The sequence below is a fragment of the Nocardioides sp. 1609 genome, from assembly GCF_004522105.1.
GTDB lineage: Bacteria > Actinomycetota > Actinomycetes > Propionibacteriales > Nocardioidaceae > Nocardioides.
The window spans coordinates 930,485-955,308 of the sequence record NZ_SPUJ01000001.1; the positions used below are offsets into that span (position 1 = coordinate 930,485).

Genomic DNA, 24,824 nt, shown 5'->3' on the forward strand with positions numbered 1-24,824 from the left:
CCCGGACGTGGCCGGGGCCGTCTCAGAGGGCCAGGGCTGCCTTGGTGGCCTCTGAGTCAAAGGTGTCGACGCTGCCCTGATGGAGGATCTCTCCCTTGGACAGCACGACGAATCGTTCTGCGACCCGTCGCACCAGGTTGAGGTGCTGCTCGACAACAATCAGCCCGATGCCCTGAGTGCGGATCACGCCTAGCGCGTCGACGATGTCGTCGATGACTGCGGGAGCGAGTCCCTCGGTCGGCTCGTCCAGCAGCAATATCTGCGGGTTGGCCATGAGCGCTCGCCCGATGGCCAGCATTTGCTGTTGACCACCGCTCAGCGCCACGCCTGGCTTGTTGTGCCTTTCGCCGAGGATCGGGAACAGGTCGCAGACGGAGTTCACGTCCCAGACGCCGTTCCGGCCCGAGGCGCCGCCGAGAAGCAGATTCTCCTTCACGGTGAGGTTTGGCAGGATGAGCTTGCCCTGAGGGGACACGGCTAGCCCCTTGGCCGTGGCGTCGAAGCCAGCCGCCATGTTGAGTTGTCTGTCGTCGACAGACACGTCTCCGGCGAACACGGTCGCTTTGCCGAAGAGCGCCATCAGCAGCGTGGACTTCCCTGCACCGTTGCGACCGACGATGGCGATCGCCTCGTCCTTCGCCATGTCGAGGTCGAGGTCGCGAATGACGACTGCCTTGCCATAGCCAGCTGACAGATTGTTGATCTTGAGGTAACTCATGCCGCCGTCCCGAGGTAGGCCTTGATCACCGCGGGATTGGTGCGGACCTCGCTGGGTGCGCCGCTCGCCAGGACCCGACCCAGATCCAGCACTGTGACGGTGTCGCAGAAAGAGAACACTGCATCGACATCGTGCTCGACGACGACCGCTGTGATGCCGCGGTCGCGCACGAGGTCGGTGAGGTGCGTGAACACTGCATGCGTCTCGGCCACCGAGAGTCCGGCTGCGGGCTCGTCGAGCAACAACAGGCGAGGACGTCCCAGGAGGGCGAGTGCCAGGTCGACTCGACGCTGGTCGCCGTACGCGATCGTGTTGGCAACCTCATCGAGAAGGCTGGAGATGCCGAGTGCCTCGATGATCTCGTCTAGTCCGTGGTCAGCGAACCGCGAGGCGGCGAGCTCGAGTTGCTCGCCGACCTCCAGCTCAGGGAAGATGCTCGTCCTTTGGAAGCACCGAGAGATGCCCAAGCGCCGTCGCGTCCGGACCGAAAGCTTGGTGATCGCCTTGTCCTCGAAGGAAACCTCGCCGGCGGCAAGCTTCTTGCCGCCGCAGACGACGTCCATGAGTGTGGACTTCCCTGCCCCGTTAGGACCGATGATGCCGTGGATGGCACCGAGCTCGATGTCCATGCTCACCCCGTCAAGGGCGATCAGGCTGTGGTACTTGACGGTCACTTCGTCAATTCGAAGCATCGCTACCTCCTCGTTTGATTCGCCCGAGTGCCTTCTTGCTCACTTCACTGATGAGACCCGCGAGTCCTCGCGGAAGGAAAAGGACTACAAGCGCCGTAATGGCACCCTGATAAAGCATGAGGTTGCCCGAGGTGCCAAGCCAGGACTGAGCTTGCGTGAAGAGGACGCCTCCGATGATCGCGCCGTACACCGATCCGATGCCGCCGACGAGCGCGGCCACGATGCCGTTGCCGGTGAAGCCGAAGCTGAATAGGCCTGGCGTGGCAAATCCGTGGAATAAGATCTGCATCAGTCCGGCCACGGCAGCCAGACCGGCGGAGATAGTGAATGCCGCCAGCTTTGGCCAGTAGGTGTTGAAGCCGCAGTAACGCATGCGCTCGTCGTTCTCACGGATCCCTCGCAGCGTGCGGCCGAAGCGCGACCGACCAAGCAGGAACATGGCTGCGACACACACCACGACCACCGACCACACCAGCGGCCAGATGCCGTCGGGAGTCAACAAGTCCTCCTGCGAGACCCCGAGGAAACCACCCTGCGGCATGGCGAGGAGACCTGAGTCACCGCCCAACTTGTCCCGGAAGGCGCTCTGGTGCACGAACTGCATCATCATGACTGAAAAGGCGAGCGTGACCATAGCGAACGGCAGCGCCTTGACCCTGACGAAAACCGCTCCCACCATCGCGGCGACGGCGAGCGATGCACCCACCCCGAACAGCGCGGACGCCGTAGTCGACCACTCCCACTCGATCGAGGCGAACGCAAAGCCGTAGGCAGTCACCCCGAAGAAGGCTCCCGCTCCGAAGCTGAACAGCCCGAGCTGCGTGACGAGGAAGCCCAGCGAGAGTGCGAGGAGGCCTAAGGTCAGTCCATCGACCAGGAGTGTGAGCCGGTAGGGGTTGGTCACTAGGGACGGGACCGCGAAGCCGGCGACGATCACGGCGAGGATGGCGAGGAGGCGAAGCACGTGGGCGGGCCGCTGCCGAAGTGTCGACTCACGGCGGGATCCGACGACCGACGGCTTCGTCGGTCCTGAGGTGATCTGCTTGGCACTCAATGGTCAACCCTCCCTCGGCCCAAGCCCTGCGGACGCCAGAGCAGGACGATGATCAGCAAGACGTACGGAGCGATGGTCGTTACGGCGGGCGCGGTCACCGAGCCGAGTGTCTGGAGGCCGCCGACGATGAGCGCCGAGACGATCGCGCCCCCGATGCTGCCAATGCCACCCAGTACGACGATCACCAACGAGATGATGAGAATGGCGTCCCCCATGCCGGTGTCGATTGACAGGTAGGGCGCGGCGAGCACGCCGGCCAAGCCGGCGAACCCGGTGCTCAGGCACACGATGATCACCCCGAGGCGCTTGGTGTTCACGCCGGCCATGCGGGCCGTATCGGGTTGGGCACTCACCGCTCGGACATGGAGGCCCGAGCGTGTGAACTTGAGCCACGCGACGAGCAGGGCGACCGAGCCGAGCCCGACCGTGATCAGGAACAGCCGGTACACGGGGTAGGGGTCTCCAAGGATGTCCAACGTGCCGTCGAGCGGAGCCGGTGCCGAAACCACCCGTGGCTGCGTCCCGAAAAGCGAGTGCGTTGCGCTGCTCAGCACCAACGCGAGGCCGAAGGTGACGAGCGCGATCGTGATAACGCTCCTGTCCGCGAACGGGCGCAGGAGCCCGAACTCCAGCACCAGACCCAGTACTGCGCAGGTCAGGGGGACGACGACGAACGCCACCCAATAGTTGGTGTGCTCGACGAGCCGGGCCGTCATGAACGCCGCGAACATGTAGATCGCCCCGTGGGCGAAGTTCATCACGTTACGGAGCCCGTAGATCAGGGCGAGACCGCTGGCAAGCAGGGTCAGCAACGAACCTGCGGCTAGCGCGTTCAATACCTGGATGGAGTTCAAGCTCTTGTCTCCCAACGTCCGGCGTGCTGGCTCTCGTATGTCGCTCCCGCCACTTCGGGCGGGGCTGCGCTGGTCGTTTCTGCACCTTCCGCCGCGCCCGAGCAAGGCGTCGCGGTGTAAGTTGTTGGACCGGGGTGTGATGCGCATCATAAGACCATGTAGCGGATAGTTATGCCACACATTTGAAGCGTTACGCAAGCACTTCGTTACATGTCTGCTGATTTGCTGCGCGGCCGATGGACAAATTTCGACCACCAGTCGCGGACGCGCCAAGCTGGGCGACAGTCACGCGCGGCACAGTGAAGGGCACCCTTACCTACGCAGGAGACGCTGCCCGCCTGATCGAGAGGGCGAGCATCGACCGCAAGCGGGGCGCTTGTGTCAGCGCGCTTCGGCCAGGCGATGCGTGACAATACGCGAGCTGTGCGTTAGGAATACGTCATGAAACTCTCCCAGTCGCAGGAAGCGATCTGAACATGCCCCTGTTCGCTTACGGAGGCCATACCCCTCGCATCCACCCGTCAGCGTGGATCGCCCCAACTGCGAGCGTCGTCGGCGACGTCACTGTCGAGGAAGGGGCCTCGGTCTGGTTCGCCACCGTCCTCCGAGCCGACTTCGGCCCCATAGTGGTGCGGGCAGGCGCCAACGTTCAGGACGGATCAGTGGTGCACGGCGGTCCCGACGCCACCGTCATCGGCGCAGGGGCGACGATCGGCCACGGCTGCGTCGTGCATGGCGCCGTCATTGGGGACGAGGCGCTCATAGGAAACGGCGCCGTGGTCCTAGACGGAGCGCGCATCGGAGCGCAGGCCCTTGTGGCAGCGGGCTCGACGGTCGTTCCGCGCACTGAGATACCCGATCGAATGCTGGCGCTGGGTAGCCCGGCCTTCGTCAAGGGTCCGGTCGCTGGCCACTCCAAGACATGGGTCGAAATGAATCAACAGACCTACCGAGACCTCGGCGCGTCCTACGCACGCTCCAACCTGAAGCTCGTTGCAGCGAACTGGCCGGACGTCACGGACGAGGCAGCGACGCAGGTGGTCGTCGTTACCAGGCTGAGGCCACACCCCCACAAACTCCAGGAAACGCTCGGCGTCGTCCGCTCGCTAGTCGCCACGGTTCGGGTCGAAGACCGGGGATGCCTGCGCTATGAAGCACACCACGACGACGACCAGATCGTCATCCACCAGACGTGGTCCGACAACGAGGCCCTCGCCGAACACACCGAGGCCAACACTCGACGGCGAGTCGACGCCCTCCTTGCCGACCTACTCACTGAGGCACCGTCGGTAAAACGGTTCCGCCCGGTGGGTCCTGGGGACGATTCCCTCGCCTCGGCGTAGCGAGCCGCAGCACCGGAACGCGCGGTCGGGGGGGAAGCCGACGCATCGTTGTGGGCGCGTTCGTCCTGCTCCTGGGGTCGATGGCCGTCGGCTTCTACTGCCCGCCCGTTTACCTGGCCGAGTTGCCAGCCAGCTCGAACGTGTCAGCGACCGAGGCCGCACTCGGCACAACGATCTTCCTCCTCCTCACCAGCGCCCTGAGTCCGGCCGTCGCGGCGGGACTACGGCGGTGGGGATTACTGCCGATCCTCCTGGTGGGAGGCGGCACCGGCGCCGCCTCCCTTGCATCGCTCGGCCTGGCCCAGGACTCCACTACGGCGTTCCTCGCCTACGCCGGCCTGGCGCTGGGCACCGCGTGTGCCGGATTAGTGCCTGCGACGGCCGCCATCGTCGAAGCGCCCAGCGTGAAGCGTGCCCTCGTGGTCGGGACCCTCGGGATGCCGATCGGGGGACTGGTGATCGCGCCGGTGGCCGGGGCAGCCGTGGACAGCATCGGGTTCGCAGCCGTCTGCGACATGCTAGCCGCATTCTCCGGCATCACCGTTCTCATCGCCGCCGCTCTCCTCACGCCTCACGGTCGCGCGCGACCGGGGATGACGAGGAGCGCGGAGGCGGCGACTGCCACATCTCCCGAGTCGGTCCTGACGTCCGGCGTGTTCTGGAGGACGTTCGCCGTCGTAAGCCTGATCCTGCTCACCCAGAACTCTGCACTTACCACGATCGTCGCAGTAGGTGTCGACCGCGAAATCCCCGCTGCGACGCTCGCAATCACAGTCGTGGCCGGCATTAGCATCGCCGGACGTCTCGCGGCGCTCCCGTTCGTGTCCGCTATTTCGCCAGTCGCTTTCGGAGCGGGCATCGCCCTCGTCCACGGCACACGCCGCCCACTAGACTCCACCGACTCCACCGGCCATCCGGTGCGGAGGACTTGGAAGGGGGGACCGTGCCGCAGGACCGTCCAACCACGCACACGAGCAGCGCGCGCGCCATGGTGCTCTCGGTGCTGAGTGTGTACGCCTACCCGGACTCAGCTCCCGTGCCGACCTCGGCGCTCGTCGCGGCCCTCGACCTCTTCGACTTCAACCACCGGGCCACCCGCCAAGCGGTGCATCGCCTCGCCAGCGACGGTTGGATCGCCTCATTTAAGGACGGACGACGCTCGCTCTGGGGTTTCACGAGCGCGGGGACCCGCCTCATGGACGAAGGGTCCTCGCGCCTTGAGCGCCTGGCGGACAGCGACCGCGAGTGGGACGGCAGTCTCGTCGTCGTGTTCGCGTCAGTGCCGGAGTCCGAGCGAGCGCGTCGGCACACACTCCGCACCCGCATGAAGTGGAGCGGATTCGGCTCCATCGGACCCGGGATCTGGATCAGCACCGAAATCGGCGCCGAACGCGCAGCCGCGGCAGTGGTCGCCGACCTAGGCATCCGTAGCCACTCGATCGTCGGCCGCGGCGGCGGCATCGGACACGTCGACGAGCTCATCGCGAGTGCGTGGGACCTGGCCGAACTGGAAAAGAGCTACCGTGACTTCGTCGACGAGTTCGAGGGACGCGAAGTCACATCCGACCGTGACGCGTTCGTGGCACTCACGCAGCTGGTCCATCGCTACCGACGCTTCCCGTTCGAGGACCCGTCACTCCCGGGGGTGCTGCTCCCCCGCAACTGGGCCGGACAAGAGGCCGTTCGGCTGGAACGCTCCCTGCGCGAGCGATGGTGGCCGCGAGCGAAGCTGCACTGGGCCGCACTGGTGGGTGGATAGCAACGCAAGGGGCGCGGTCCATCGGACCGCGCCCCCCTCACGTCGCATCGTGGACTACCAGAGCTTGCCTACCGGCTCGTACCCCTTGAGCAGGTTGCGCGAGATCGTCTGCAGGTTCATCTCGTCCGATCCCTCGTAGATGCGCGCCACGCGCAGGTCGCGGTACCACCGCTCGATCGGCATCTCCTTGGAATAGCCGATACCGCCGTGGATCTGCAGGACACGGTCTACGACGCGGTTCGCGACGTTGGCACCGTAGAACTTGGTGAAGCATGCCGAGTGGCGGATATCGACCGACTGGTCCGCCTGCCACGCGGCGTGGAGCACCATCAGCTTGAGCGCGCGGAGCTCGATCTCCGACTCGGCGATCATGAACTTGATGTTCTCGCGTTCGGCGAGCGGCTTCCCAAACGTGACACGGTTCTTGGAGTGCTCGATCGCCATTTCGAGCATCCGCTCGCATGCGCCCACCATCAGACCCGGCAGCAGGAGTGCCCGATTGGTGTGGATGAAGGACATGGCCGTGGTGAAGCCCTCGCCCACCTCACCGAAGCGGTTAGCGTCAGGCACCCGGACGTCCTGAAAGGAGATGGACGCCGCGTGGTGGGTGCCCATCATCTTGATCTCGGAGGACTTCCATCCCATGTCGCGGTCCACAAGGAAGGCAGTGATGCCTTTCTCCGTCCCGCCGTCCACAGTGCGGCAGAACACCACTCCGTAGTCCGCCTCGTTACCGTTGCTGATCCAGATCTTCTCGCCGCTGATGACCCAGTCGTCGCCCTCCCGGGTGGCCGTCGTGCGCACGTTCCGGGCGTCCGACCCGACCCCCGGCTCGCTCAGCATGAAGCAGAACTCGCGGTCGCCCTTGAGCGTCGGAAGGAGGTAACGCTCCTTCTGCTCGTCATTGAGCAGGTAGAGGATGTCGGGAACGAATCCTCCAAAGAAGAACTCGATGGGGGTGCGGCCGAGCTCGAAGGCGACCATGGCCTGCGCGACGTAGCCGAGCCCAGGGCCGCCGTACTCCTCGGGCACACTGATACCCCACAACCCAGAGGCCTCGGCCTTAGCGCGAAGACCGTCACGCTCCTCCATCGTGAGGCCGGGGGGCCCGCCGGCAATGTCGCGCTCGAGCAGGAAAGACTCGAGTGGCTTTAGTTCTCGGTCGACGAACGCACGAACCGTCGCGGCGATCGCGAGGTCCTCCTCTGTGGGCTTGAAATCGAGCACGAGCTCTCCTCGGAGACGTCGGGCGGGTGACGGACGCACCCTGCTAGGCCCCCATTTATGACACACTGCGCACACGTTGCGCAATATTTTTGTTACATTGATTGAAGATCCGTCAACTCTGCGGACGCTGAGGACTCGATCCGAGGAAACCACCATGAACCTTGTTGTGTGTGTGAAGTACGTGCCGGACGCCACGGCCGACCGCAAATTCGAGGACGACTTCACCGTCGACCGCTTGGGCGTCGATGGTCTGCTGTCCGAGCTCGACGAGTACGCCGTTGAGCAGGCCCTGCAGTTCCGGGAGAAGCGCCAGGGCGAGGAAAACACGGTCACCGCGCTGACCATGGGTCCGGAGAAGGCGGTCGACGCCGTGCGCAAGGCGCTGCAGATGGGGGCCGACGCTGGCGTCCATGTCCTGGACGACGCCATCGCGGGCTCCGACTACATCGCCACCTCGCTGGTCCTCGCCAAGGCGATCGAGAAGATCGCCCAGGAGAAGGGCGCGGCCGACCTCGTCGTCTGCGGCATGGCCTCCACGGACGCGTCCGGCAGCGTCGTCCCGGCGATGCTCGCCGAGCGGCTGAACCTGCCACAGGTCACCTTCGCCTCGGTCATCGAGACCCAGGGCGACCAGGTGCGGATCAAGCGCGTCGGCGACACCGCCACCGAGGTCATCGGCGGCACCATGCCGCTGGTCCTCTCGGTGACCGACCAGACCGGCGAGGCGCGCTACCCCTCCTTCAAGGGGATCATGGCCGCCAAGAAGAAGCCGCTCGACACCTGGTCGCTGAGCGACATCGGCGTCGACGCCGGCGAGGTCGGCCTGTCGGTCGCCTGGTCGGCGGTCGAGGACACCACCGAGCGCCCGCCGCGCACGGCCGGCGAGATCGTCAAGGACGAGGACGGGTCGGGCGCCGCTGCGCTGACCGGGTTCCTCGCCTCCAAGAAGTTCATCTGAGGACGGGGAACGAACATGTCTGAGGTCCTGGTTGTCGTCGACCACGTCGACGGTGCGATCCGCAAGCCCACGCTGGAGCTGCTGGCCATCGCCAAGCGCCTCGGCGAGCCCGCCGCGGTGTTCTTCGGCGGGTCCGACAAGGCCGGCGAGGTCGCCGAAAGGCTCAAGGCGTTCGGCGCCGAGAAGATCTACGTCATCGACGACGCGGAGATTAAGGGCTACCTCGTGGCCCCCAAGGCCGAGGCCCTGCAGCAGCTGGTCGAGAAGTCGTCGCCCGCCGCGGTGCTCTTCGTGTCCGGCTACGAGGGCAAGGAGGTCGCGGCGCGTCTCGCGATCAAGATCGAGTCCGGCCTGATCACCGACGCCGTGGACGTCAAGGAGGGCCCGGTCACGACCCAGTCCGTCTTCGCCGGCAACTACACGGTCATGGCCAAGGTCACCAAGGGCACCCCGATCATCACGGTCAAGCCCAACTCGACCGCTCCGGTCGAGGAGTCCGGCGCCGGCGTGGTCGAGGAGTTCGCCGCGACCATCTCGGATGCCGCCAAGAGAGCCCAGATCGTGGCCCAGCAGCCGCGTAAAGCGTCGGGCCGTCCCGATCTCACCGAGGCCGCGATCGTGGTCTCGGGTGGTCGTGGCACCGGCGGCAACTTCGGGCCGATCGAGGGCCTCGCCGACGCGCTCGGCGCGGCGGTCGGCGCCTCGCGTGCCGCCGTCGACTCCGGCTGGATGCCCCACACGTTCCAGGTGGGACAGACCGGCAAGACGGTCTCGCCGCAGCTCTACGTCGCCAACGGCATCTCCGGCGCCATCCAGCACCGCGCCGGCATGCAGACTTCCAAAACAATCGTGGCCGTCAACAAGGATGACGAAGCCCCGATCTTCGAACTGGTCGACTTCGGCGTCGTCGGCGACCTGCACACAGTCCTGCCCGCCGCCACCGAACAGATCAACGAGCGCAAGAACTGACGATCAAGGGTTCGGTCGGCTGGCGTCGTCCGCGAGGTTCTGCAAGCGAACCTGCCCCCGAGACACCAGCCGGCCGTCCGCGTCGTGGGTCTCGACCATCCACACCTGCTGGAGCCGCCCGCGGTGCAGCGGAGTGGCCGTCGACACGAGCTCACCCTCGGACACCGCCCGGTAGAAGTCCGTGTTGTTATTGACGCCCACGACCTTCCCGGACCCCCCGAGCCACGTCGCCGCCCCAACGCTCGCGAGCGTCTCCACGACCGCGCAGTGCGCGCCACCGTGGACGATGCCGTACGGCTGGTGAAGTTCGGGCCGGGCCGTCCACGAAGCAACGACCGCGTCCTTTTCGACACGGGTGAACCCCAGGCCTAGGTAAGAGACGAATTGACCTGCGTCGTTCGCCGACAAGGCGGTGGTCCTGGGCGGCGGCAAAGGCTGTTCAAAATTGCTCACACTGCCATCATGCCGCCGGTCCGTGTCGACCACCACGGAACCCCCGCATGGCTCCTACTCGTCCGTACCGTCGTTCCAGTCGAGGAATCGGGGCCCGGCACCTCGCGCCATCACCACCTCGGCAATCTGAAGCATCAGATCGTCGAGGGCACGACGTGCCGCGCGCAGCGACTCGAGCGTCACGCCGAGTTGGATGAGTTGCGATTCAGGATCGTCGGTACCGGCAACAGAACTGGCGACGGCCTCCATGTCGCGCGCTTGCGCGATCACGAGCGCCGATGCTCGACTCAAGGCCTCAAGGTCGGCTCCCGGCTCGGGCATGGTCACCCCTCCTGCTCCGTCATCGGAGCCCGCCGTAACCCCCGCGTAAGGGTCCACCTTACGGACGGCGACTCAGTAGAGACCACCGCTCGCGTCGACGACCGCACCGGTCACCCAGCCCGCGTCCAGTGACAGCAATAGCATCACCGCACCGGCCACGTCATCAGGCGTGCCGAGACGACGCATCGCGTTGGCTTTGGACATTGCATCGACGGCGCGAGGATCGGTGCCGCTGCGCAGGGCAGCGGTGTCGGTGGCACCCGGCCGCACGACGTTGACAGTCACTCCTCGACGGGCCAGCTCCTTGCCGGCCACTCGGGCTGCCGCTTCCAACCCTGCTTTGGCCGCTGCATAGACGGCCTGACGGGGAGGGGCGACGTACGCGGCCGCACTCGACAGCAGCACGATGCGGCCCCCGTCGGCCACGCGCCGCGCCCCGGCGCCCAGAACGAGCAGGGCGGACACTAGGTTCAGGTCGATCTCGGCCCGAATAGCGGCCGGGTCGAGGTCCTGCAACTTCGGGTAGGACCAACCGCCCACGCAGAACACCAGCCGAGTCACGGACCCGAGGCCGCGAGCACTAGCGAAGGCCTGCTCCACGTCCGCGGCGACGGTCGCGTCGCACGAGACGGACACACAGGGCCATTCGCCGCCGGCCAGCTCATCGACGAGCGCACGCGCCCGTGAAGGATTGTGGTGGTGGGTGAAGACCACCGGACCTATTGGAGCCAACCTCCGGGTGACGGCGGCGCCGATGCCTCCGGCTCCACCTAGGACCAGGGACACGTCATGAACGTTGGGCACGTCTGCCTCCTTCGTTTGCGCGTCCCGTCGGATCGGGTCGCACACCGCACTCTATTGTTCTACTGCTACGTGTCGTATCGTCGATTCATTGTCGCACTAATTCACATGACCGCATGACCACAGGAGCTCACATGCCCGACGTCCTTCCCAGCTATCTCCAGGATCGCTGGACCATCGGAGACGGAGAAGGAGTCGCGGTCCGCGATGCCGTCACCGGCGCAGAGGTGGCCCGCGTCAACGCCGACAGCCTCGACCTCAGCGCCGCAGTGACCCACGCGCGTGCCGTCGGAGGAGCGGCATTGAGGGCGATGGATTTCACGACGCGGGCAGACATGGTGAAGCAGCTCGCATTAGCCCTGTCCGAGCGCAAGGAGGAGTTGTACGAACTGTCGGCCCGCGCCGGCTCCACCCGGGCCGACTCGGCGGTGGACGTTGACGGTGCATTCGGGACTGCTCTGGTGTTTTCGAGCCTCGCGCGCAAGGGGCTGCCCGCCAGCAACATCATACTTGAGGACGAACTGATCCCGCTGAGCCGGTCGGGCGGCTTCACCGGACGCCACATCTTGACCTCGCGGCGCGGTGTTGCGATCCAGATTAACGCGTTCAACTTCCCGGTCTGGGGGATGCTTGAGAAGTTGGCGCCTGCATTGATCGCCGGCGTGCCGAGCATCGTCAAGCCGGCCACACAGACGGCGTACATTACCGAGCACGCCGTACGCATCATGCTCGAGCGGGGCGTGCTCCCCGAGGGCGCGCTGTCACTGGTGAGCGGCTCGGCACGTGGACTCATGGACAACCTCGGCGGGCAGGACACGGTGGGCTTCACCGGCTCGGCGGCCACGGCGGCACTGCTCCGGCAGCACCCGTGCGTTACCCAGCGTTCAGTCCGCTTCAACGCTGAGGCCGATTCCCTCAACTCGTCGATCCTCGGGCCGGACGCCGGTCCCGGCACCGCCGAGTTCGACCTCTACGTCGAGCAGTTGGCGCACGAAATGACCGTCAAAGCAGGCCAGAAGTGCACGGCGATCAGGCGGGCGTTCGTCCCGAGGCACGCGGTGTCGGCTGTTGCGGAGGCGGTCGCCGACCGCCTCGCGAGGGAGGTGGTTGGAGCGCCCGGAGCGGAGGGCGTGACTATGGGAGCCCTGGTCAGCCTGGACCAGCGCGACGACGTGCGAGCTCGCATCCAGCAGCTCACCCGCGAGGCCGATCTCGTCTACGGAGACCCCGATCATGTGGATGTGGTCGGTGCGGACGACCGCAATGGCGCTTTCCTCTCCCCCGTCCTTCTCCTCGCGCGCGACGGCGCGTCGACGCCACACTCGGTCGAGGCCTTCGGCCCCGTGAGCACCCTGCTGCCGTACGACGACGGCGCGCACCTTCGCGACCTGGTGGAGCGTGGAGAGGGGTCGTTGGCGGCGTCCATAGTGAGCGCCGACGACAGGTTCGTCAGCGACACACTTATCGACATCGCCCCGTTCCACGGACGCGTGTTGATCATCGACCGTGCGAACGCGCACGAATCGACCGGACACGGCATACCGATGCCGCAGCTGGTCCACGGCGGCCCCGGTCGGGCCGGAGGTGGCGAGGAGGAGGGCGGCCTGCGAGCGGTTCACAACCACCTGCAGCGCACCGCCATCCAGGGCGCGCCCCGGGTCACGAACTCGCTCGCCACCTAAATTATTTGACACTGCCTATGCAGCATCGCAAGTGTTGTGTAGAACTTATGAGGACACACCAAAATCAAGGAGCACTGACATGACCGTCACGGAACGCACCGGTGCCGCTCCCCGGCCCACCGGCCCCCTCAGCAAGATCGACTACAGCGAGCGCATCCCCAACAACGTGAACCTAGCCGCCGACCGGCGCCTGCAACGGGCACTCGAGAGCTGGCAGCCGCAGTTCATCGACTGGTGGAAGACACTCGGCCCGTCCCTGCCGACGAAGGATGTGTACCTCCGCACCGCGGTCGCGGTGGGCCGTGATGGCTGGGCCCACTTCGAGCACGTGCCGATGGAGGAGTACCGCTGGGGCATCTTCCTCGCCGAGCAGGACCCTGATCGCACGGTGCAGTTCGGCAAGCACAAGGGCAAGGAAGCCTGGCAGGAGGTCCCGGGCGAGCACCGCGCGGACCTCATGCGCCTGATCGTGGTGCAGGGCGACACCGAGCCCGCCTCGGTCGAGCAGCAACGCGTCCTGGGCAACACCGCCCCGAGCATTTACGACCTCCGCAACCTCTTCCAGGTCAACGTCGAGGAGGGCCGTCACCTGTGGGCGATGGTCTACCTGCTGCACGCCTACTTCGGCCGCGAGGGTCGCGAGGAGGCCGAGCAGCTGCTCAAGCGCAACTCCGGTGACCTCGACTCCCCGCGCATCCTGGGGGCATTCAACGAGGAGACGACCGACTGGCTCCAGTTCTTCATGTTCACCTACTTCACTGACCGCGACGGCAAGTTCCAGCTCGGCACACTCAAGGAGTCGGCGTTCGACCCGCTGGCGCGCACGTGCGAGTTCATGCTGAAGGAGGAGGCGCACCACATGTTCGTGGGCACCACGGGCGTGCAGCGCACCGTCGAGCGCACGGCTGAGGTGATGAAGGAGGCGGGTCGACCGGCCACCTTCGAAGACGGCGTCATCCCGCTGGACGTGATCCAGAAGTACCTGAACTTCCAGTTCTCCGTATCGATGGACCTCTTCGGGTCCGAGCAGTCCACCAACGCCGGCAACTACTATACGTCCGGCCTGAAGGGTCGTTGGCAAGAGACGCGGCGCAAGGACGACCACGTCCTGCTGGAGGGCAGCCGGTCAATGAACTACGTCGAAGACGGCCAGATCAAGCAGAAGATCGTACCGATGCTGTCCGCGCTCAACCTCGACCTGCGCGACGAATACGTCGCCGACTGCGCCAACGGCGTGGCACGTTGGAACCAAGAACTCGAGGAAGCCGGCCTCAACGACCGACTCTTCCTGCCGCACGAGGGCTTCAACCGGAAGGTCGGTGGGTACGCAGGTCACTTCGTCTCGCCTGCGGGCGAGGTGCTCGATGAGGCGGCCTACGACGGGCTGGTCAGTCAGTGGCTGCCCACGTCCGAGGACCGCGAGGCCGTGGCAGCCTTGATGATTCCCGAGTACGAGTACGGCAAGTTCGCCCGCTGGATCGCCCCACCGAAGAGCGGCATCAACGACCAGCCTGTCGAGTTCGACTACGTCCACCTCGCTGAAGAGGGCGTGGCCTAATGGTCGAGCGCGCGGCCCCCCAGCTCGTCTGGACACGGGAAGAGAACCCGGTCTGGAATGCCGACAAACAGCGCGTGATCGGAGGCGCACCGGAGGGGACCTTCACCCTCTCCTTCGCCGACGGTGACGCACTCCCCGGCGACTGGTGGGCTGCGCGCACCTCCGACGGCACGGTCGTCGGCTTCGGCCGGATCGACCTCACCTGGGGAGGCGACGCCGAGATCCTGCTCGCCGTGGACCCCGAGCGGCAGGGCGAGGGCATCGGCAGCAGCATCCTGCAACACCTCGAGGACGAAGTCGTCTCTCAGGGCGTCAACTACGTCCACAATCGCATCTCGGACCACCCCCGGCGCGACTTCGTCCATGACTGGCTCGTCGTCCGTGGATTCCGCGGTCCCGTCGACTCGGACCTGCGTAAGCGCGTGGGCTCAAATTGGGCAGCGCGCGCGGATTCGAAGCCCGCGCACGCGGAGGAGCCCTACGATGTCGACTCGGACCCGGGAGGACAGGGGCCTGGACGAGAGGACAAGGGCGGCTACGTCAACGTCGACCAGCATAACTACTGAGGACCGTTCACGTTTTCGTGGCGGCCTCGGCCTGGAGGCGGTCCCATTCCTGCTGGGCGTGCCGGTGCCACTGGGCATGACGCTCGTGAAAGACGGACGCCGCCCGGGGGCCCGGCCAGCTGTGATCGAGGAGCTCCCGGGGGAGGTCCGGGTCGAGGAACGGGAAGCGCCGCCACTCGTGCACGAGCTCGATCTGCGCGAGGAAGGTCTCCGCCGGCGAGTCAGCCCGACGCTCCTCAAACTGTCCAAGGAAGTCGAGGTAACGCGTCTCGACATCCTCCAGATCCCACGCCGCCCGCACCAGACGCGACTCGTCCCCAATGCCGGATGTGGGGCCCACCCAGGCGAAAGACTGCGCCCTAAGGCCAAGCCCGGCCACGACCTTGTCGACCTCTTTGGTCAGGTCCGCATCCGGGCTGACCCACAGACCCGAGGTCGGCGAGCCGAGACCGAGCCAGGTCAGCTGGGTGCGGAGCTGGTGACGCAGTCGCCTCTGGCTCTCGGGGATTGACAGGGTCAGCACGAACCAGCGCCCGTCCCAGGCGCGCGGCTGCCGCATGAACGCGTAGATGCGGGTGCTGCCATCGGCCAGCAACTCCGAACCCCGCGGCGTCAGCGACCACGCGGTGCGCCTGCCGTGCCGCTCCGAAACTAGCAGTCCCTCCGCGCTCGCCCGTGCGAGTGCCTGGCGCGCCGCACGCTCCTCGACGTCGAGCGTGCCGAGGGCTTCGACAACGGATGCAGTCCACACTCCTTCGTCTCGCGGGAGGGCGAACTCGCCGAGAACCGTGAGGAGGAGCGACCTGGCGCTTGCGGAGCCGACTTCTCGGCGACGGTTTAGCGGCCGGGGCACACCTGGGCTCACTTACTCCTCCTTCAACGGACTACAACGGACCACATCTGGGTGGCCGACCGGTCACACCTTGCCATACGACGGCGGTCCAGTTCGCGTGACCAAGCCTGTAGATCTTGAGCCACTCGCGGTCTTATTCGACAAACACTTGACGATACACAGGTTTTTCGTAGACAGTTCGTAGTGCGCAGCTACTGACCTGAACCCCAGCGCAGACCGAGCCCGCGAGAGGCGCACACCAGATGACTTCAGTGCAAGACGCCCATAACGACACGACTTCGACCGAGCGAGCCGCCGGTCCGTCCGACACCGGGGAGTCCCCGTCCGTGCCGGTGGTCACCTTCGACACGCACCCGGACTCCTACCGCCACTGGCAGCTCTCGATTGACGGAGAGGTCGCCACGATCACCCTCAAGGTGGACGAGGACGGCGGGCTCGTCCCGGGATACGCCTTGAAAATGAACTCTTACGACCTCGGCGTAGACATCGAACTCTACGACGCGGTCCAGCGTCTGCGCTTCGAGCACCCCGAGGTCCGCGCAGTGGTGATGACGGGCGGGTTGGAGCGGATGTTCTGTGCCGGCGCCAACATCCGCATGCTCGCGCAGTCGACCCACGCGTGGAAGGTCAACTTCTGCAAGTTCACCAACGAGACCCGCAACGGGATCGAGGACGCGACGGAGGCGTCGGGTCAGACGTGGATCGCGGCTCTCAACGGCACCGCGGCCGGTGGCGGATACGAGCTTGCTTTGGCGTGCGAGAGCATCGTGCTTATCGACGACGGGTCCTCCACCGTGTCGCTCCCCGAGGTTCCGCTGCTCGGCGTGCTCCCCGGCACCGGCGGGTTGACACGTGTGGTCGACAAGCGCCATGTCCGCAAGGACCGTGCCGACCAGTTCGCCACCAAGTCGGAGGGATATCGCGGGGAGACGGCCGTGCAGTGGGGCCTCATCGACGCCACCTACCCGAAGCGGGTGTGGAGCGAGAAGATCGCGGAGCACGCCACGGCGGCGGCGGCTCGTTCCACCCGAGCCGGCGGGCAGGGTGTCTCCCTGACCCCACTTGAGCGCACCATCGAGGATCACGCGATCAGCTACCCGTTCGTGACCGCGCAGCTCGACCACGAGGCTCGCCGGGTGGACGTCACCGTCCACGGCCCGGACTCGGCACCGCCTTCCGACGCTGAAGGGGTTCTTGCGCAGGGCATCGACTACTGGCCACTCGCCGTCACCCGCGCCCTGGACGACTTGGTCCTGCGCCTGCGTACGAACGAACAGCAGTTGGGCACGTGGGTCTTTCGCACCCAGGGCGACGCCGATGCAGTGCTGGCCTACGACCAGCAGCTTCGCGAGCTGTCGGACGACTGGTTCGTCAACGAGGTGAACCACTTCTACAAGAGGTTTCTCAAGCGACTCGACGTCACGAGCCGAAGCTTGATGGCCGTCATCGAGCCCGGGAGCTGCTTCGCGGGCTTGCTGGCAGAGCTCGCACTGGCCTGCGACCGCCAGTACATGCTCCAGGGGGTATACGAAGACGTCGACGCGGACGCCGCACCGGCGGCAGTCGTGATGACCGAGTCCAACGACGGGCCCTTCCCGATGGGCAACGGTTTGACCCGACTGGCGAGCCGTTTCTGGGGCCACGACCAGGCCCTTTCCGGGGTGCGCGAGCTCTTCGGCAGGCGTTTGGAGGCCGACGCGGCCGACGCGGCCGGACTCGTCACGGTGGCACTGGACGACATCGACTTCGAGGAAGAGCTCCGAATTGGCCTGGAGGAGCGTGCGTCTCTATCTCCGGACTCGCTCACCGGGATGGAGGCCAACCATCGCTTTGTCGGTCCCGAGACGATGGAGACGAAGATCTTCGGCCGCCTTAGCGCGTGGCAGAACTGGATCTTCTACCGGCCCAATGCCTCCGGTCCCGATGGCGCTCTGCGCCGATACGGCTCGGGCCAGCGCGGCAGCTACGGCTACGAGCGGATCTGACGGTCGTCGTGGCCCGGTTCAACATCGCGAACTACCTCGTGCATCGTCACGACGTGCTTGGTGGCGGTGCTGAGGTGGCGGTGCGGAGCGGCACGCAAACACTCACGTACTCGGAACTCAGCACCCTGGTGCGCGAGGTCGCGGCCGGCCTGCGTCTACTGGGCGCACGACCGGACGACCGCGTTCTCCTCGTCGCCTCCGACGGTGTGCCCGCGATGGCCACCATCTTGGGAGCCTTCCACGCGGGCATGGTTGCCGTGCCGATCTCAACGATGCTGACCAGTCGCGAGCTCGGAGGGATCATCCGCGACTCTGGAGCGCGCACGGTGTTGTGCACGCCGGAGCACGCGGACACCGTGGCCGAGAGCCTCACCATCGCCGGTGCGATCGACCAGGTGGTGCACGTGGGCTCGCCCGGAGCACTGGGCGAAGGCTCCGCCGCGCTTGTGGACTGGGACCAACTGCTCGCGAGCGGCCGCGAGGCCATTGCCGCCGACGACATCGCCCTGAATGCCCACGACACGGACGAGGACAACTGGGCACTCTGGCTCTACACCTCGGGGACGACCGGGCAGCCCAAGGCGGCGATGCATCGCCACGCCAACATCCGCCACGTCTGCGAGTCCTACGGATCCCGAGTCCTCGGCATCACGTCCGAGGACGTCACCCTGTCGGTGGCCAAGCTCTTCTTCGCCTATGGCATCGGCAACTCCGTCTTCTTCCCCTTGTCCGCCGGCGCGACGTCCGTACTAGAGGCGAAGCGACCGACGCCCGACGTCGCACTCGACAGACTCCGGGCTGATCGGCCCACCCTGTTCTTCGGCGTCCCGACGTTCTACGCATCCTTGCTCGGTAGCGACCTACCGGACGACGCGTTCGCCTCAGTCCGTTGGTGCATTAGCGCCGGCGAGCCACTACCGGCGCCCCTGCAACGGCGCTTTACCGAGCGCTTCGGCGTCGAGATCCTCGACGGCATCGGGTCCACGGAAGCCCTGCACATCTTCCTGTCCAATCGCCCTGGTGACATCCGCCCCGGGACGACCGGTCGCCCAGTGCCTGGCTATGACGTTGAGGTCCGCGACGAGGACGGCCACGTCACCCCGCCTGGACGACCCGGCGCCCTGTTCGTCCGGGGCGACTCAATCGGCTTAGGCTACTGGCGACGCGTCGAAGCCAGCCGGGAAGTTTTTAGGGGCGCATGGCTGAGCACGGGCGACACGTACGTCACCGACGACGACGGCTACTTCCGATGTCTAGGTCGCAGCACGGACATGCTCAAGGCCGGTGGAATCTGGGTCTCCCCCACCGAGGTCGAGTCCCGCCTCCTTGAGCATGCCTCGGTGCAACAGGCCGCTGTCGTAGGCGCGACGGACGACGACGGTCTGGACAAGCCGGTCGCCGTCGTCGTCGCGGACGGCGTCACCGAGGACGAGCTCATTACCTGGTGCCGGGACGGACTGGCGCACTTTAAGGCTCCGCGGCACGTGGTTTTCACCAAGGACCTCCCGAGGACCCCGACCGGCAAGTTACAGCGCTTCCGCGTGCGCGAGCTTCTCGTCCCAGCACACCCCGACGCCCCCAAGGGCATCACCTCAGGAGGAGCCCCGTGACCAGCAATCGCGACGAAGTCGACGTACTTATCATCGGAGCGGGACCCGTCGGACTCTACGCCGCCTACTACGCCGGTGTCCGCGGCCTGAGGACGGCGATCGTCGACTCGCTCAGCCAGGTGGGCGGCCAGGTTAGCGCGATGTATCCAGAGAAAAACATCTACGACATCGCGGCTCTTCCGAGCGTCACAGGTCGCGAGCTGATCAGCGGCCTCCGGGCCCAAGCCGATCAGTACCACCCGACCTATCTGCTGGGCCAGGAGGCCCGAGATCTCGCGCACATGATCGACGACGGCGGTCGTGCCCGCAAGCTGGTGCGCACCAGTGCGGGCCTGGAGGTCAGCTGCGCGGCCATCGTCATCACCGGCGGAATCGGCACCTTCACACCTCGCCCGTTACCGGCCGGCGAGGAGTTCCTCGGTCGCGGACTGGACTACTTCGTCCCATCCAAGGACGACTACGCAGGCCGCGACGTGATTGTGGTGGGAGGTGGCGACAGTGCCTTGGACTGGTGCTTGATGCTGGAGCCGATCGCGGCTTCGGTGACGCTCGTGCACCGGCGTTCGGCGTTCCGGGCGCACGCCGCGAGCGTCGCGCAGGTCGAGGCGTCGAGTATCGAGGTCATCACAGACGCACAGATCGTGGCGCTCGAGGGTGGCCGGTTCGTCGAGAAGGCGAGCATCGAGGTGAAAGGTGAGGACGCCCCACGCGTCCTGCCCTGCCAGGCAGTGGTGGCCGCACTCGGCTTCACGGCCAACCTGGGTCCGCTCCGGGACTGGGGGCTCGAGTTGCACGACAACCGGCACGTGGTCGTAGGCACCTCGATGGAGACGAACGTCGCAGGCGTCTTCGCCGCCGGGGACATCACCGACTATCGCGGCAAGGTGCGGCTGATCTCGGTGGGCTTCGGCGAGGCCGCTACCGCCGTCAACAACGCCGCAGTGCACGTCAACCCCGAAGCACAACTCTTCCCGGGGCACTCCACCGACGACCCGCACCCGGGCGGCGCGTCCTGACCCACCCGTCCGGCCCTTGGCCGCACCTGATCAGTCACCGGCCGCTACAAAATCCCGAGGAGCCCGAATGCCGTACGTGATTGCCAGCCCCTGCATCGACGTCAACGACAAGGCATGCGTCGAGGAATGTCCGGTCGACTGCATCTACGAAGGAAACCGCAAGAGCTACATCAACCCCAAGGAGTGCATCGACTGCGGCGCATGCGAACCGGTGTGCCCCGTCGAGGCAATCAGCCAGGACCGTCGAGTCTCGGATAACGACAAGGCATTCATCGCCGACAACCGTGCCTTCTTCATCGAAATCCTCCCCGGGCGCGCCGAGCCCCTCGGGGCACCCGGCGGCGCTTCCAAGATCGGTGAGCTCGATACCGACACGCCGCTCGTGCTCGACTGGTGATCGTGCTCGACCAACACGTGCTGGTGGACGCGCACATCCACGTGCCTGTGCTCGGCTCGCTCCGACCTTCATGGCTGAGCTGGGCCGAGGAGTTCGGGCCGCCGGGCGTACTCGACCAAATATGGGACGCAGAGGGTCGGCCGCGTCCCGCAGTTCTGGACGACCTCTTCGCCAGACAGGGCGTCGACTGCGCGCTGCTGTTCTGCGAGTACAGCCCCAAAGCGACGGGCTACCAGACCTTTGATGACCTGCTACCGCTGGTCGAGCACAACCCTTCGCGGTTCCGTCCCGTCGCCAACGTCAATCCCCACCTGCACTACCCCATCGACGTCGAGCTCCGGCGACAGTTGAACCTGGGAGCTGCCGCGCTGAAGCTGCACCCCGTGCACGGCGGCTTCCGCTGCGACGACCCCGCTCTCTTCCCTGCCTACCAGCTCCTCGTCGAACGTGAGGTACCCCTCGTGGTGCACTGCGGCACCAGTTCGTTCCCGGGGTCGATGAACGAACTCGCCGATCCAGCGTTCCTGCTCCCGGTGACGCGCCTGTTCCCGAACCTCAACATTGTCCTGGCGCACGGGGGGCGCGGATGGTGGTACAACGCCGCCGCGTTCATGGCGCTCAGCAACCCAAGCGTCTGGATTGAGCTCTCGGGCCTACCCCCGACGAAGCTCCCGCACTACTACCAGGACTTTGACCTTGATCGGCTGGCACGTAAGTGGATCTTCGCGACCGACTGGCCGGGTGTCCCCAGCATCTCGGCGAATGCCCGTGCGGTCCTGGAGCTGGTGCACGACCCATCGACCGCCGCAGACGTCCTCGGCGCCAATGCACGCCGCGTCTACCGCGGACTCGACCACCTCGACGCCGCGAAGGAGTGACTCGTGCCCATCTACGCACTCGGAACGTCCGAGCCAGATATCCACCCCACCGCCTACGTCCACCCAGAAGCGACCGTCATCGGCCGTGTCTCCATTGGGGCCGCGAGCACGATCTGGCCGGGCGCCGTCCTGCGCGGCGACTTCGGGGAGATCTGGATCGGTACCCGTACCAGCATTCAGGACGGCTCAGTGCTGCACACCACCAAGGACTGGCCGACAGTCGTAGGTGACGAGTGCGTGGTCGGCCACGTCGCCCACATGGAGGGGTGCACCGTAGAGGATCGGTGCCTCATCGGTTCCGGGACCGTGATTCTCAACCGCGCCGTCATCGGCACCGGAAGCGTCGTGGGCGCGCAGGCGCTCGTCCCTGAGGACTGCCGTATCCCCTCCGGCAGCCTCGCACTGGGCGTGCCCGTGCGGACTAGACCCGTCGACCCGGACAAGCAGAGCACCTGGATCGACTTCGCGGTGCGGGAGTACATCGGGAACGGTGCGACCTACCACCGCGACCTACGACTCCTTCGCCACGACCACACACCTCGATCTCACCCGGGAGTGCACCCATGACCGCGACATCAGCCGTCGACCAGCTCGGGCGTCCCGCCCACGAACTGACCGACCTTGAGCTCGAACAGCAAGGTACGCAAGCGCACGCAACACGCAACTGGGTGTTCCTGCATGGATCGGCCGAGCAGTTCGCGACGCATACTGCACGCATGCTCGAGCTTGAGCAGGAGTATCTGCAGCGCTACCCGAAGCGGACCTGGCAAGGGTCCGGAGGTGCCGTGTCAGAGGAGACCCAGCTGCAGGTTGTGCAGCAAGCGCTGCGGAACATCATGCAGCAGTTGCAAGCCCTACTTGAGCACCCACCTCGAGCTGAATCCGCCAGCGAGGAGGACGATCCGCAGCGAAGCTTGCTCGGTCGCGTTGCGGCGACCCCCGGCGGCCGAATGAACAAGCTCGAACTCCACCAGGTGGCACGCGAGGTGGGCCTCGACCGGACCGCCTTGGCACGTCTCTACAGCGCGGAACCGCCGTTGTTGCGCACGGACCTGCAGGACCGTGTCATCACTCGTGCGGGACGGGACCAGTTGCTATGAGCGAGACCCCAAAGACCTGTGGAGTGGTGGGTGGTGGACAGATGGGAGCAGGCATCGCTCACGCGCTGCTCCTAGCCGGCTCGACGGTGCGGCTCCTTGAGCGGGACGAGTCCGCCGCGTCGGCGGCACACGACAGGGTCAAAACCCTGGTGCGACGCACCGTCGAGCGAGGCTTGCTCGACGAAGCACAGTCCGTGCTCACCAGACTAGGTGTCACGACTGACCCGGCCGAGTTGTCCGATGCGGGACTCGTCGTCGAGGCAGTTCCTGAAGACCTCGACCTCAAGCTGTCCACCCTGAGCACCTTGGCGTCGTACGTTTCTCCCGACGCTGTGCTGGCTACCAACACGAGCAGCCTGTCCGTCGATCTACTCTCCCAGGCGGTCCCGAACCCGGAGCGCGTGATCGGACTGCACTTCTTCAACCCGGTGCCCTCGAGCCGCCTCGTCGAGGTCGTGCTGTCTTCACGAACCTCCCCTGAGCTCCGCCGGAGGGCCGAGGAATGGGTGCTGTCATGGGGCAAGACACCGGTAACAGTTCGTGACGCACCGGGGTTCGCCAGCAGCCGGCTCGGATTGGCCATCGGCCTCGAGGCGATCCGCATGCTTGAGGAAGGAGTGGCGTCGGCCGAAGACATTGACGCCGCCATGACATTGGGCTACGGCTTCCCTGTCGGTCCCCTCAAGCTGACGGACCTCGTTGGACTCGATGTCCGTCTGGGAATCTCCCGCTACCTGAGCTCCGAGCTCGGCCCACGGTTCGCCCCCCCGGCCCTGATGGTTCAGATGGTTCAGCAAGGCAAGTTGGGCCGCAAGAGCGGCCAAGGCTTCTATTCGTGGGACGAGGTGGCCCGTTGAGTGGCTGGACTGTGGAGGCGTTGCCGGGGATCAGGGTGGACTGGGCGACCCCGGATCGTCTGGTCGTGACGCTCGATCGGCCGGAGGTGCGCAACGCAATCAACGCAGAGATGGTCGAAAGCCTGCACTCGGTGTGCGGACAGCTTGAGCGCCGACCACGGACGCTGATCCTCACAGGCGGCACCCGGACCTTTGCTGCCGGCGCCGACATCGGCCAGTTGCGCGAGCGTCGCAGGGAGGACGCACTCGCAGGCATCAACAGCGGGCTCTTTGATCGCATCGCTCGACTGCCCATGCCGACCATCGCAGCGATCTCTGGGTCGGCGATCGGAGGCGGCGCAGAGCTCGCGTACGCATGCGACTTCCGCATCGGGACCCCGACCACAATTTTCGGGAACCCCGAGGGCCAGTTGGGTATCCTTGCGGCCGCCGGTGCCTCCTGGAGACTCGCCGAACTGGTCGGAGAGTCACTTGCCAAGGAAGTCCTTCTCGCCGGCCGAATGCTCGACGCTGCCGACGCCCTCGCTGCGCGTCTACTGAACGAGCTGGTGGCGCCGGAACTGTTGATCGAGACGTCAAATGCTTGGGTGGACCGGATCAACAAACAGGCTCCGCTGGCGCTGCGTATGACCAAGCTGGCTATGAGCGCCCCTCGAGATGCCCATCCTGTGATCGACAACGTGGCCCAAGCCGTTCTGTTCGAGACCGAGGAGAAGTCAGAACGCATGGACGCCTTCCTCAACCGAAAGAGCAGGAAAAATGATGACTGAGCGCGTCCATCCGGTCGATCCGTCCCGACACCGTTCGGACGAATCGCCGGGGCACTGGCAGGGTGCCAGACGACCTTGCCGCCCTCGTGGTCGGCGGGTTGCTTCTTCAAGGGTCTGACCTCAACCCGTCGCTCGCGGACGAGATGATTCTCGGAATGGCTCATGGAGCCGGTCAAGGGCAACCGTAACGTCGCACGTGCGGCCGTTCGCCTGCCGGACTGCCGGCGTCCGGCCCTCCCTATACGGTGAACCGCTTGCGGATCGTCACTAGCGCAACCATTGCGGGGGCAGGACCTTATCGCTCGCGGTGAGTCGGATGAAGTGGTGGTCGGTGGCGCTGAATCCATGACGCGAGCCCCCGCTGTTCCTGCCGAGCCCGAACGGGCGTTCCCTGCTGACGTCT

At 65.9% G+C, this 24,824-nt stretch carries 26 protein-coding genes; 17 read left to right on the forward strand and 9 right to left on the reverse strand.

Features of this window, described 5'->3' with window-relative positions:
• Nucleotides 1–22 precede the first annotated feature (22 nt).
• From E4623_RS04155 to E4623_RS04170, 4 genes are read right to left on the reverse strand one after another with little or no spacing between them, the layout of a single operon-like run.
• A complete protein-coding gene (locus E4623_RS04155; RefSeq protein ID WP_134765204.1) occupies nt 23–718 on the reverse strand; it encodes an ABC transporter ATP-binding protein in 696 nt (231 codons plus the stop codon).
• On the reverse strand, nt 715–1,392 hold the full coding sequence (locus E4623_RS04160) for an ATP-binding cassette domain-containing protein (RefSeq protein ID WP_209020476.1): 678 nt from the start codon (nt 1,390–1,392) through the stop codon (nt 715–717). The genes E4623_RS04155 and E4623_RS04160 overlap by 4 nt, the downstream gene beginning before the upstream one ends.
• Before the next feature lie 4 nt (nt 1,393–1,396).
• The gene (locus tag E4623_RS04165; protein WP_134765206.1) at nt 1,397–2,464 is read right to left on the reverse strand and encodes a branched-chain amino acid ABC transporter permease; all 1,068 of its coding nucleotides are present in this window, start codon (nt 2,462–2,464) and stop codon (nt 1,397–1,399) included.
• Nucleotides 2,461–3,318 carry a branched-chain amino acid ABC transporter permease gene (locus E4623_RS04170; protein ID WP_167736473.1) on the reverse strand — a complete coding sequence of 286 codons (858 nt, stop codon included), beginning with the start codon at nt 3,316–3,318 and terminating at the stop codon, nt 2,461–2,463. Before E4623_RS04170 ends, E4623_RS04165 begins: the two co-directional genes overlap by 4 nt.
• A gap of 476 nt (nt 3,319–3,794) precedes the next feature.
• Here E4623_RS04170 and E4623_RS22480 point away from each other — a divergent pair, with 476 nt between their 5' ends.
• Genes E4623_RS22480 through E4623_RS04185 form a run of 3 tightly spaced genes read left to right on the forward strand, consistent with a single transcriptional unit; the run spans nt 3,795 to nt 6,420 of the window.
• Nucleotides 3,795–4,661: an antibiotic biosynthesis monooxygenase gene (locus E4623_RS22480; protein ID WP_167736474.1), complete on the forward strand. Its 867-nt coding sequence runs from the start codon at nt 3,795–3,797 to the stop codon at nt 4,659–4,661.
• Between the two features lie 50 nt (nt 4,662–4,711).
• Nucleotides 4,712–5,668, forward strand: coding sequence for an MFS transporter (locus E4623_RS04180; RefSeq protein WP_134765208.1), 957 nt, complete (start codon nt 4,712–4,714; stop codon nt 5,666–5,668).
• A complete protein-coding gene (locus tag E4623_RS04185; RefSeq protein WP_134765209.1) occupies nt 5,650–6,420 on the forward strand; it encodes a PaaX family transcriptional regulator C-terminal domain-containing protein in 771 nt (256 codons plus the stop codon). The genes E4623_RS04180 and E4623_RS04185 overlap by 19 nt, the downstream gene beginning before the upstream one ends.
• Before the next feature lie 54 nt (nt 6,421–6,474).
• Here the strand turns inward: E4623_RS04185 and E4623_RS04190 are convergent, their stop codons facing one another.
• Entirely contained in the window at nt 6,475–7,647 is a 1,173-nt protein-coding gene (locus E4623_RS04190) for an acyl-CoA dehydrogenase family protein (protein WP_209020477.1), read from the reverse strand.
• Nucleotides 7,648–7,801: 154 nt separating this feature from the next.
• On the opposite strand from E4623_RS04190, the gene E4623_RS04195 reads away from it, so the two are divergent.
• Together E4623_RS04195 and E4623_RS04200 are read left to right on the forward strand one after the other, a co-directional pair.
• A complete protein-coding gene (locus E4623_RS04195) occupies nt 7,802–8,605 on the forward strand; it encodes an electron transfer flavoprotein subunit beta/FixA family protein (protein ID WP_134765211.1) in 804 nt (267 codons plus the stop codon).
• A 15-nt stretch (nt 8,606–8,620) separates the two neighbouring features.
• Nucleotides 8,621–9,574 carry an electron transfer flavoprotein subunit alpha/FixB family protein gene (locus E4623_RS04200; RefSeq protein WP_134765212.1) on the forward strand — a complete coding sequence of 318 codons (954 nt, stop codon included), beginning with the start codon at nt 8,621–8,623 and terminating at the stop codon, nt 9,572–9,574.
• Between the two features lie 3 nt (nt 9,575–9,577).
• Here the strand turns inward: E4623_RS04200 and E4623_RS04205 are convergent, their stop codons facing one another.
• From E4623_RS04205 to E4623_RS04215, 3 genes are all read right to left on the reverse strand, one after another.
• Nucleotides 9,578–10,060 (reverse strand): PaaI family thioesterase, encoded by a 483-nt coding sequence (locus tag E4623_RS04205; protein ID WP_245154844.1) that lies wholly within the window; start codon nt 10,058–10,060, stop codon nt 9,578–9,580.
• Between the two features lie 21 nt (nt 10,061–10,081).
• Nucleotides 10,082–10,354 carry a hypothetical protein gene (locus E4623_RS04210; protein ID WP_134765213.1) on the reverse strand — a complete coding sequence of 91 codons (273 nt, stop codon included), beginning with the start codon at nt 10,352–10,354 and terminating at the stop codon, nt 10,082–10,084.
• Between the two features lie 66 nt (nt 10,355–10,420).
• Entirely contained in the window at nt 10,421–11,197 is a 777-nt protein-coding gene (locus E4623_RS04215) for an SDR family oxidoreductase (protein WP_134765214.1), read from the reverse strand.
• Nucleotides 11,198–11,283: 86 nt separating this feature from the next.
• Here E4623_RS04215 and paaZ point away from each other — a divergent pair, with 86 nt between their 5' ends.
• From paaZ to E4623_RS04230, 3 genes are all read left to right on the forward strand, one after another.
• Nucleotides 11,284–12,831, forward strand: a complete 1,548-nt coding sequence (gene paaZ / locus E4623_RS04220) for a phenylacetic acid degradation bifunctional protein PaaZ (protein ID WP_134765215.1) — start codon at nt 11,284–11,286, stop codon at nt 12,829–12,831.
• 79 nt (nt 12,832–12,910) lie between these two features.
• Nucleotides 12,911–14,389, forward strand: coding sequence for a benzoyl-CoA 2,3-epoxidase subunit BoxB (boxB, locus tag E4623_RS04225; RefSeq protein WP_134765216.1), 1,479 nt, complete (start codon nt 12,911–12,913; stop codon nt 14,387–14,389).
• Nucleotides 14,389–14,955 carry a GNAT family N-acetyltransferase gene (locus E4623_RS04230; RefSeq protein WP_134765217.1) on the forward strand — a complete coding sequence of 189 codons (567 nt, stop codon included), beginning with the start codon at nt 14,389–14,391 and terminating at the stop codon, nt 14,953–14,955. The genes boxB and E4623_RS04230 overlap by 1 nt, the downstream gene beginning before the upstream one ends.
• Nucleotides 14,956–14,962: 7 nt before the next feature.
• Here E4623_RS04230 and E4623_RS04235 read toward each other — a convergent pair whose 3' ends face one another.
• Entirely contained in the window at nt 14,963–15,820 is an 858-nt protein-coding gene (locus tag E4623_RS04235; RefSeq protein ID WP_134765218.1) for a PaaX family transcriptional regulator C-terminal domain-containing protein, read from the reverse strand.
• Nucleotides 15,821–16,134: 314 nt separating this feature from the next.
• On the opposite strand from E4623_RS04235, the gene boxC reads away from it, so the two are divergent.
• From boxC to E4623_RS04280, 9 genes are all read left to right on the forward strand, one after another.
• Nucleotides 16,135–17,793 (forward strand): 2,3-epoxybenzoyl-CoA dihydrolase, encoded by a 1,659-nt coding sequence (gene boxC / locus E4623_RS04240; RefSeq protein ID WP_134765219.1) that lies wholly within the window; start codon nt 16,135–16,137, stop codon nt 17,791–17,793.
• Nucleotides 17,794–17,801: 8 nt separating this feature from the next.
• Complete coding sequence (locus tag E4623_RS04245) at nt 17,802–19,403, forward strand: benzoate-CoA ligase family protein (protein ID WP_134765220.1); 1,602 nt, start codon at nt 17,802–17,804, stop codon at nt 19,401–19,403.
• Entirely contained in the window at nt 19,400–20,419 is a 1,020-nt protein-coding gene (locus tag E4623_RS04250; RefSeq protein ID WP_134765221.1) for an NAD(P)/FAD-dependent oxidoreductase, read from the forward strand. Before E4623_RS04245 ends, E4623_RS04250 begins: the two co-directional genes overlap by 4 nt.
• 67 nt (nt 20,420–20,486) lie before the next feature.
• Nucleotides 20,487–20,816, forward strand: coding sequence for a ferredoxin (gene fdxA, locus E4623_RS04255; RefSeq protein ID WP_134765222.1), 330 nt, complete (start codon nt 20,487–20,489; stop codon nt 20,814–20,816).
• Nucleotides 20,813–21,694: an amidohydrolase family protein gene (locus E4623_RS04260; RefSeq protein ID WP_209020479.1), complete on the forward strand. Its 882-nt coding sequence runs from the start codon at nt 20,813–20,815 to the stop codon at nt 21,692–21,694. The genes fdxA and E4623_RS04260 overlap by 4 nt, the downstream gene beginning before the upstream one ends.
• 3 nt (nt 21,695–21,697) lie before the next feature.
• The gene (locus E4623_RS04265) at nt 21,698–22,261 is read left to right on the forward strand and encodes a gamma carbonic anhydrase family protein (RefSeq protein ID WP_134765223.1); all 564 of its coding nucleotides are present in this window, start codon (nt 21,698–21,700) and stop codon (nt 22,259–22,261) included.
• On the forward strand, nt 22,258–22,794 hold the full coding sequence (locus E4623_RS04270; RefSeq protein ID WP_134765224.1) for a DUF6158 family protein: 537 nt from the start codon (nt 22,258–22,260) through the stop codon (nt 22,792–22,794). Before E4623_RS04265 ends, E4623_RS04270 begins: the two co-directional genes overlap by 4 nt.
• On the forward strand, nt 22,791–23,651 hold the full coding sequence (locus E4623_RS04275; protein ID WP_134765225.1) for a 3-hydroxyacyl-CoA dehydrogenase family protein: 861 nt from the start codon (nt 22,791–22,793) through the stop codon (nt 23,649–23,651). The genes E4623_RS04270 and E4623_RS04275 overlap by 4 nt, the downstream gene beginning before the upstream one ends.
• A 35-nt stretch (nt 23,652–23,686) precedes the next feature.
• Entirely contained in the window at nt 23,687–24,421 is a 735-nt protein-coding gene (locus E4623_RS04280) for an enoyl-CoA hydratase/isomerase family protein (RefSeq protein WP_209020480.1), read from the forward strand.
• The last annotated feature ends 403 nt before the right edge of the window (nt 24,422–24,824 follow it).

Coding starts and splice junctions, on each gene's coding strand:
- E4623_RS04270 (WP_134765224.1), top strand. CDS start 22,258: ATGACCGCGACATCAGCCGTCGACCAGCTCGGGCGTCCCGCCCACGAA.
- boxB (WP_134765216.1), top strand. CDS start 12,911: ATGACCGTCACGGAACGCACCGGTGCCGCTCCCCGGCCCACCGGCCCC.
- E4623_RS22480 (WP_167736474.1), top strand. CDS start 3,795: ATGCCCCTGTTCGCTTACGGAGGCCATACCCCTCGCATCCACCCGTCA.
- paaZ (WP_134765215.1), top strand. CDS start 11,284: ATGCCCGACGTCCTTCCCAGCTATCTCCAGGATCGCTGGACCATCGGA.
- E4623_RS04185 (WP_134765209.1), top strand. CDS start 5,650: ATGGTGCTCTCGGTGCTGAGTGTGTACGCCTACCCGGACTCAGCTCCC.
- E4623_RS04200 (WP_134765212.1), top strand. CDS start 8,621: ATGTCTGAGGTCCTGGTTGTCGTCGACCACGTCGACGGTGCGATCCGC.
- E4623_RS04230 (WP_134765217.1), top strand. CDS start 14,389: ATGGTCGAGCGCGCGGCCCCCCAGCTCGTCTGGACACGGGAAGAGAAC.
- E4623_RS04275 (WP_134765225.1), top strand. CDS start 22,791: ATGAGCGAGACCCCAAAGACCTGTGGAGTGGTGGGTGGTGGACAGATG.
- E4623_RS04195 (WP_134765211.1), top strand. CDS start 7,802: ATGAACCTTGTTGTGTGTGTGAAGTACGTGCCGGACGCCACGGCCGAC.
- fdxA (WP_134765222.1), top strand. CDS start 20,487: ATGCCGTACGTGATTGCCAGCCCCTGCATCGACGTCAACGACAAGGCA.
- E4623_RS04155 (WP_134765204.1), bottom strand. CDS start 718: ATGAGTTACCTCAAGATCAACAATCTGTCAGCTGGCTATGGCAAGGCA.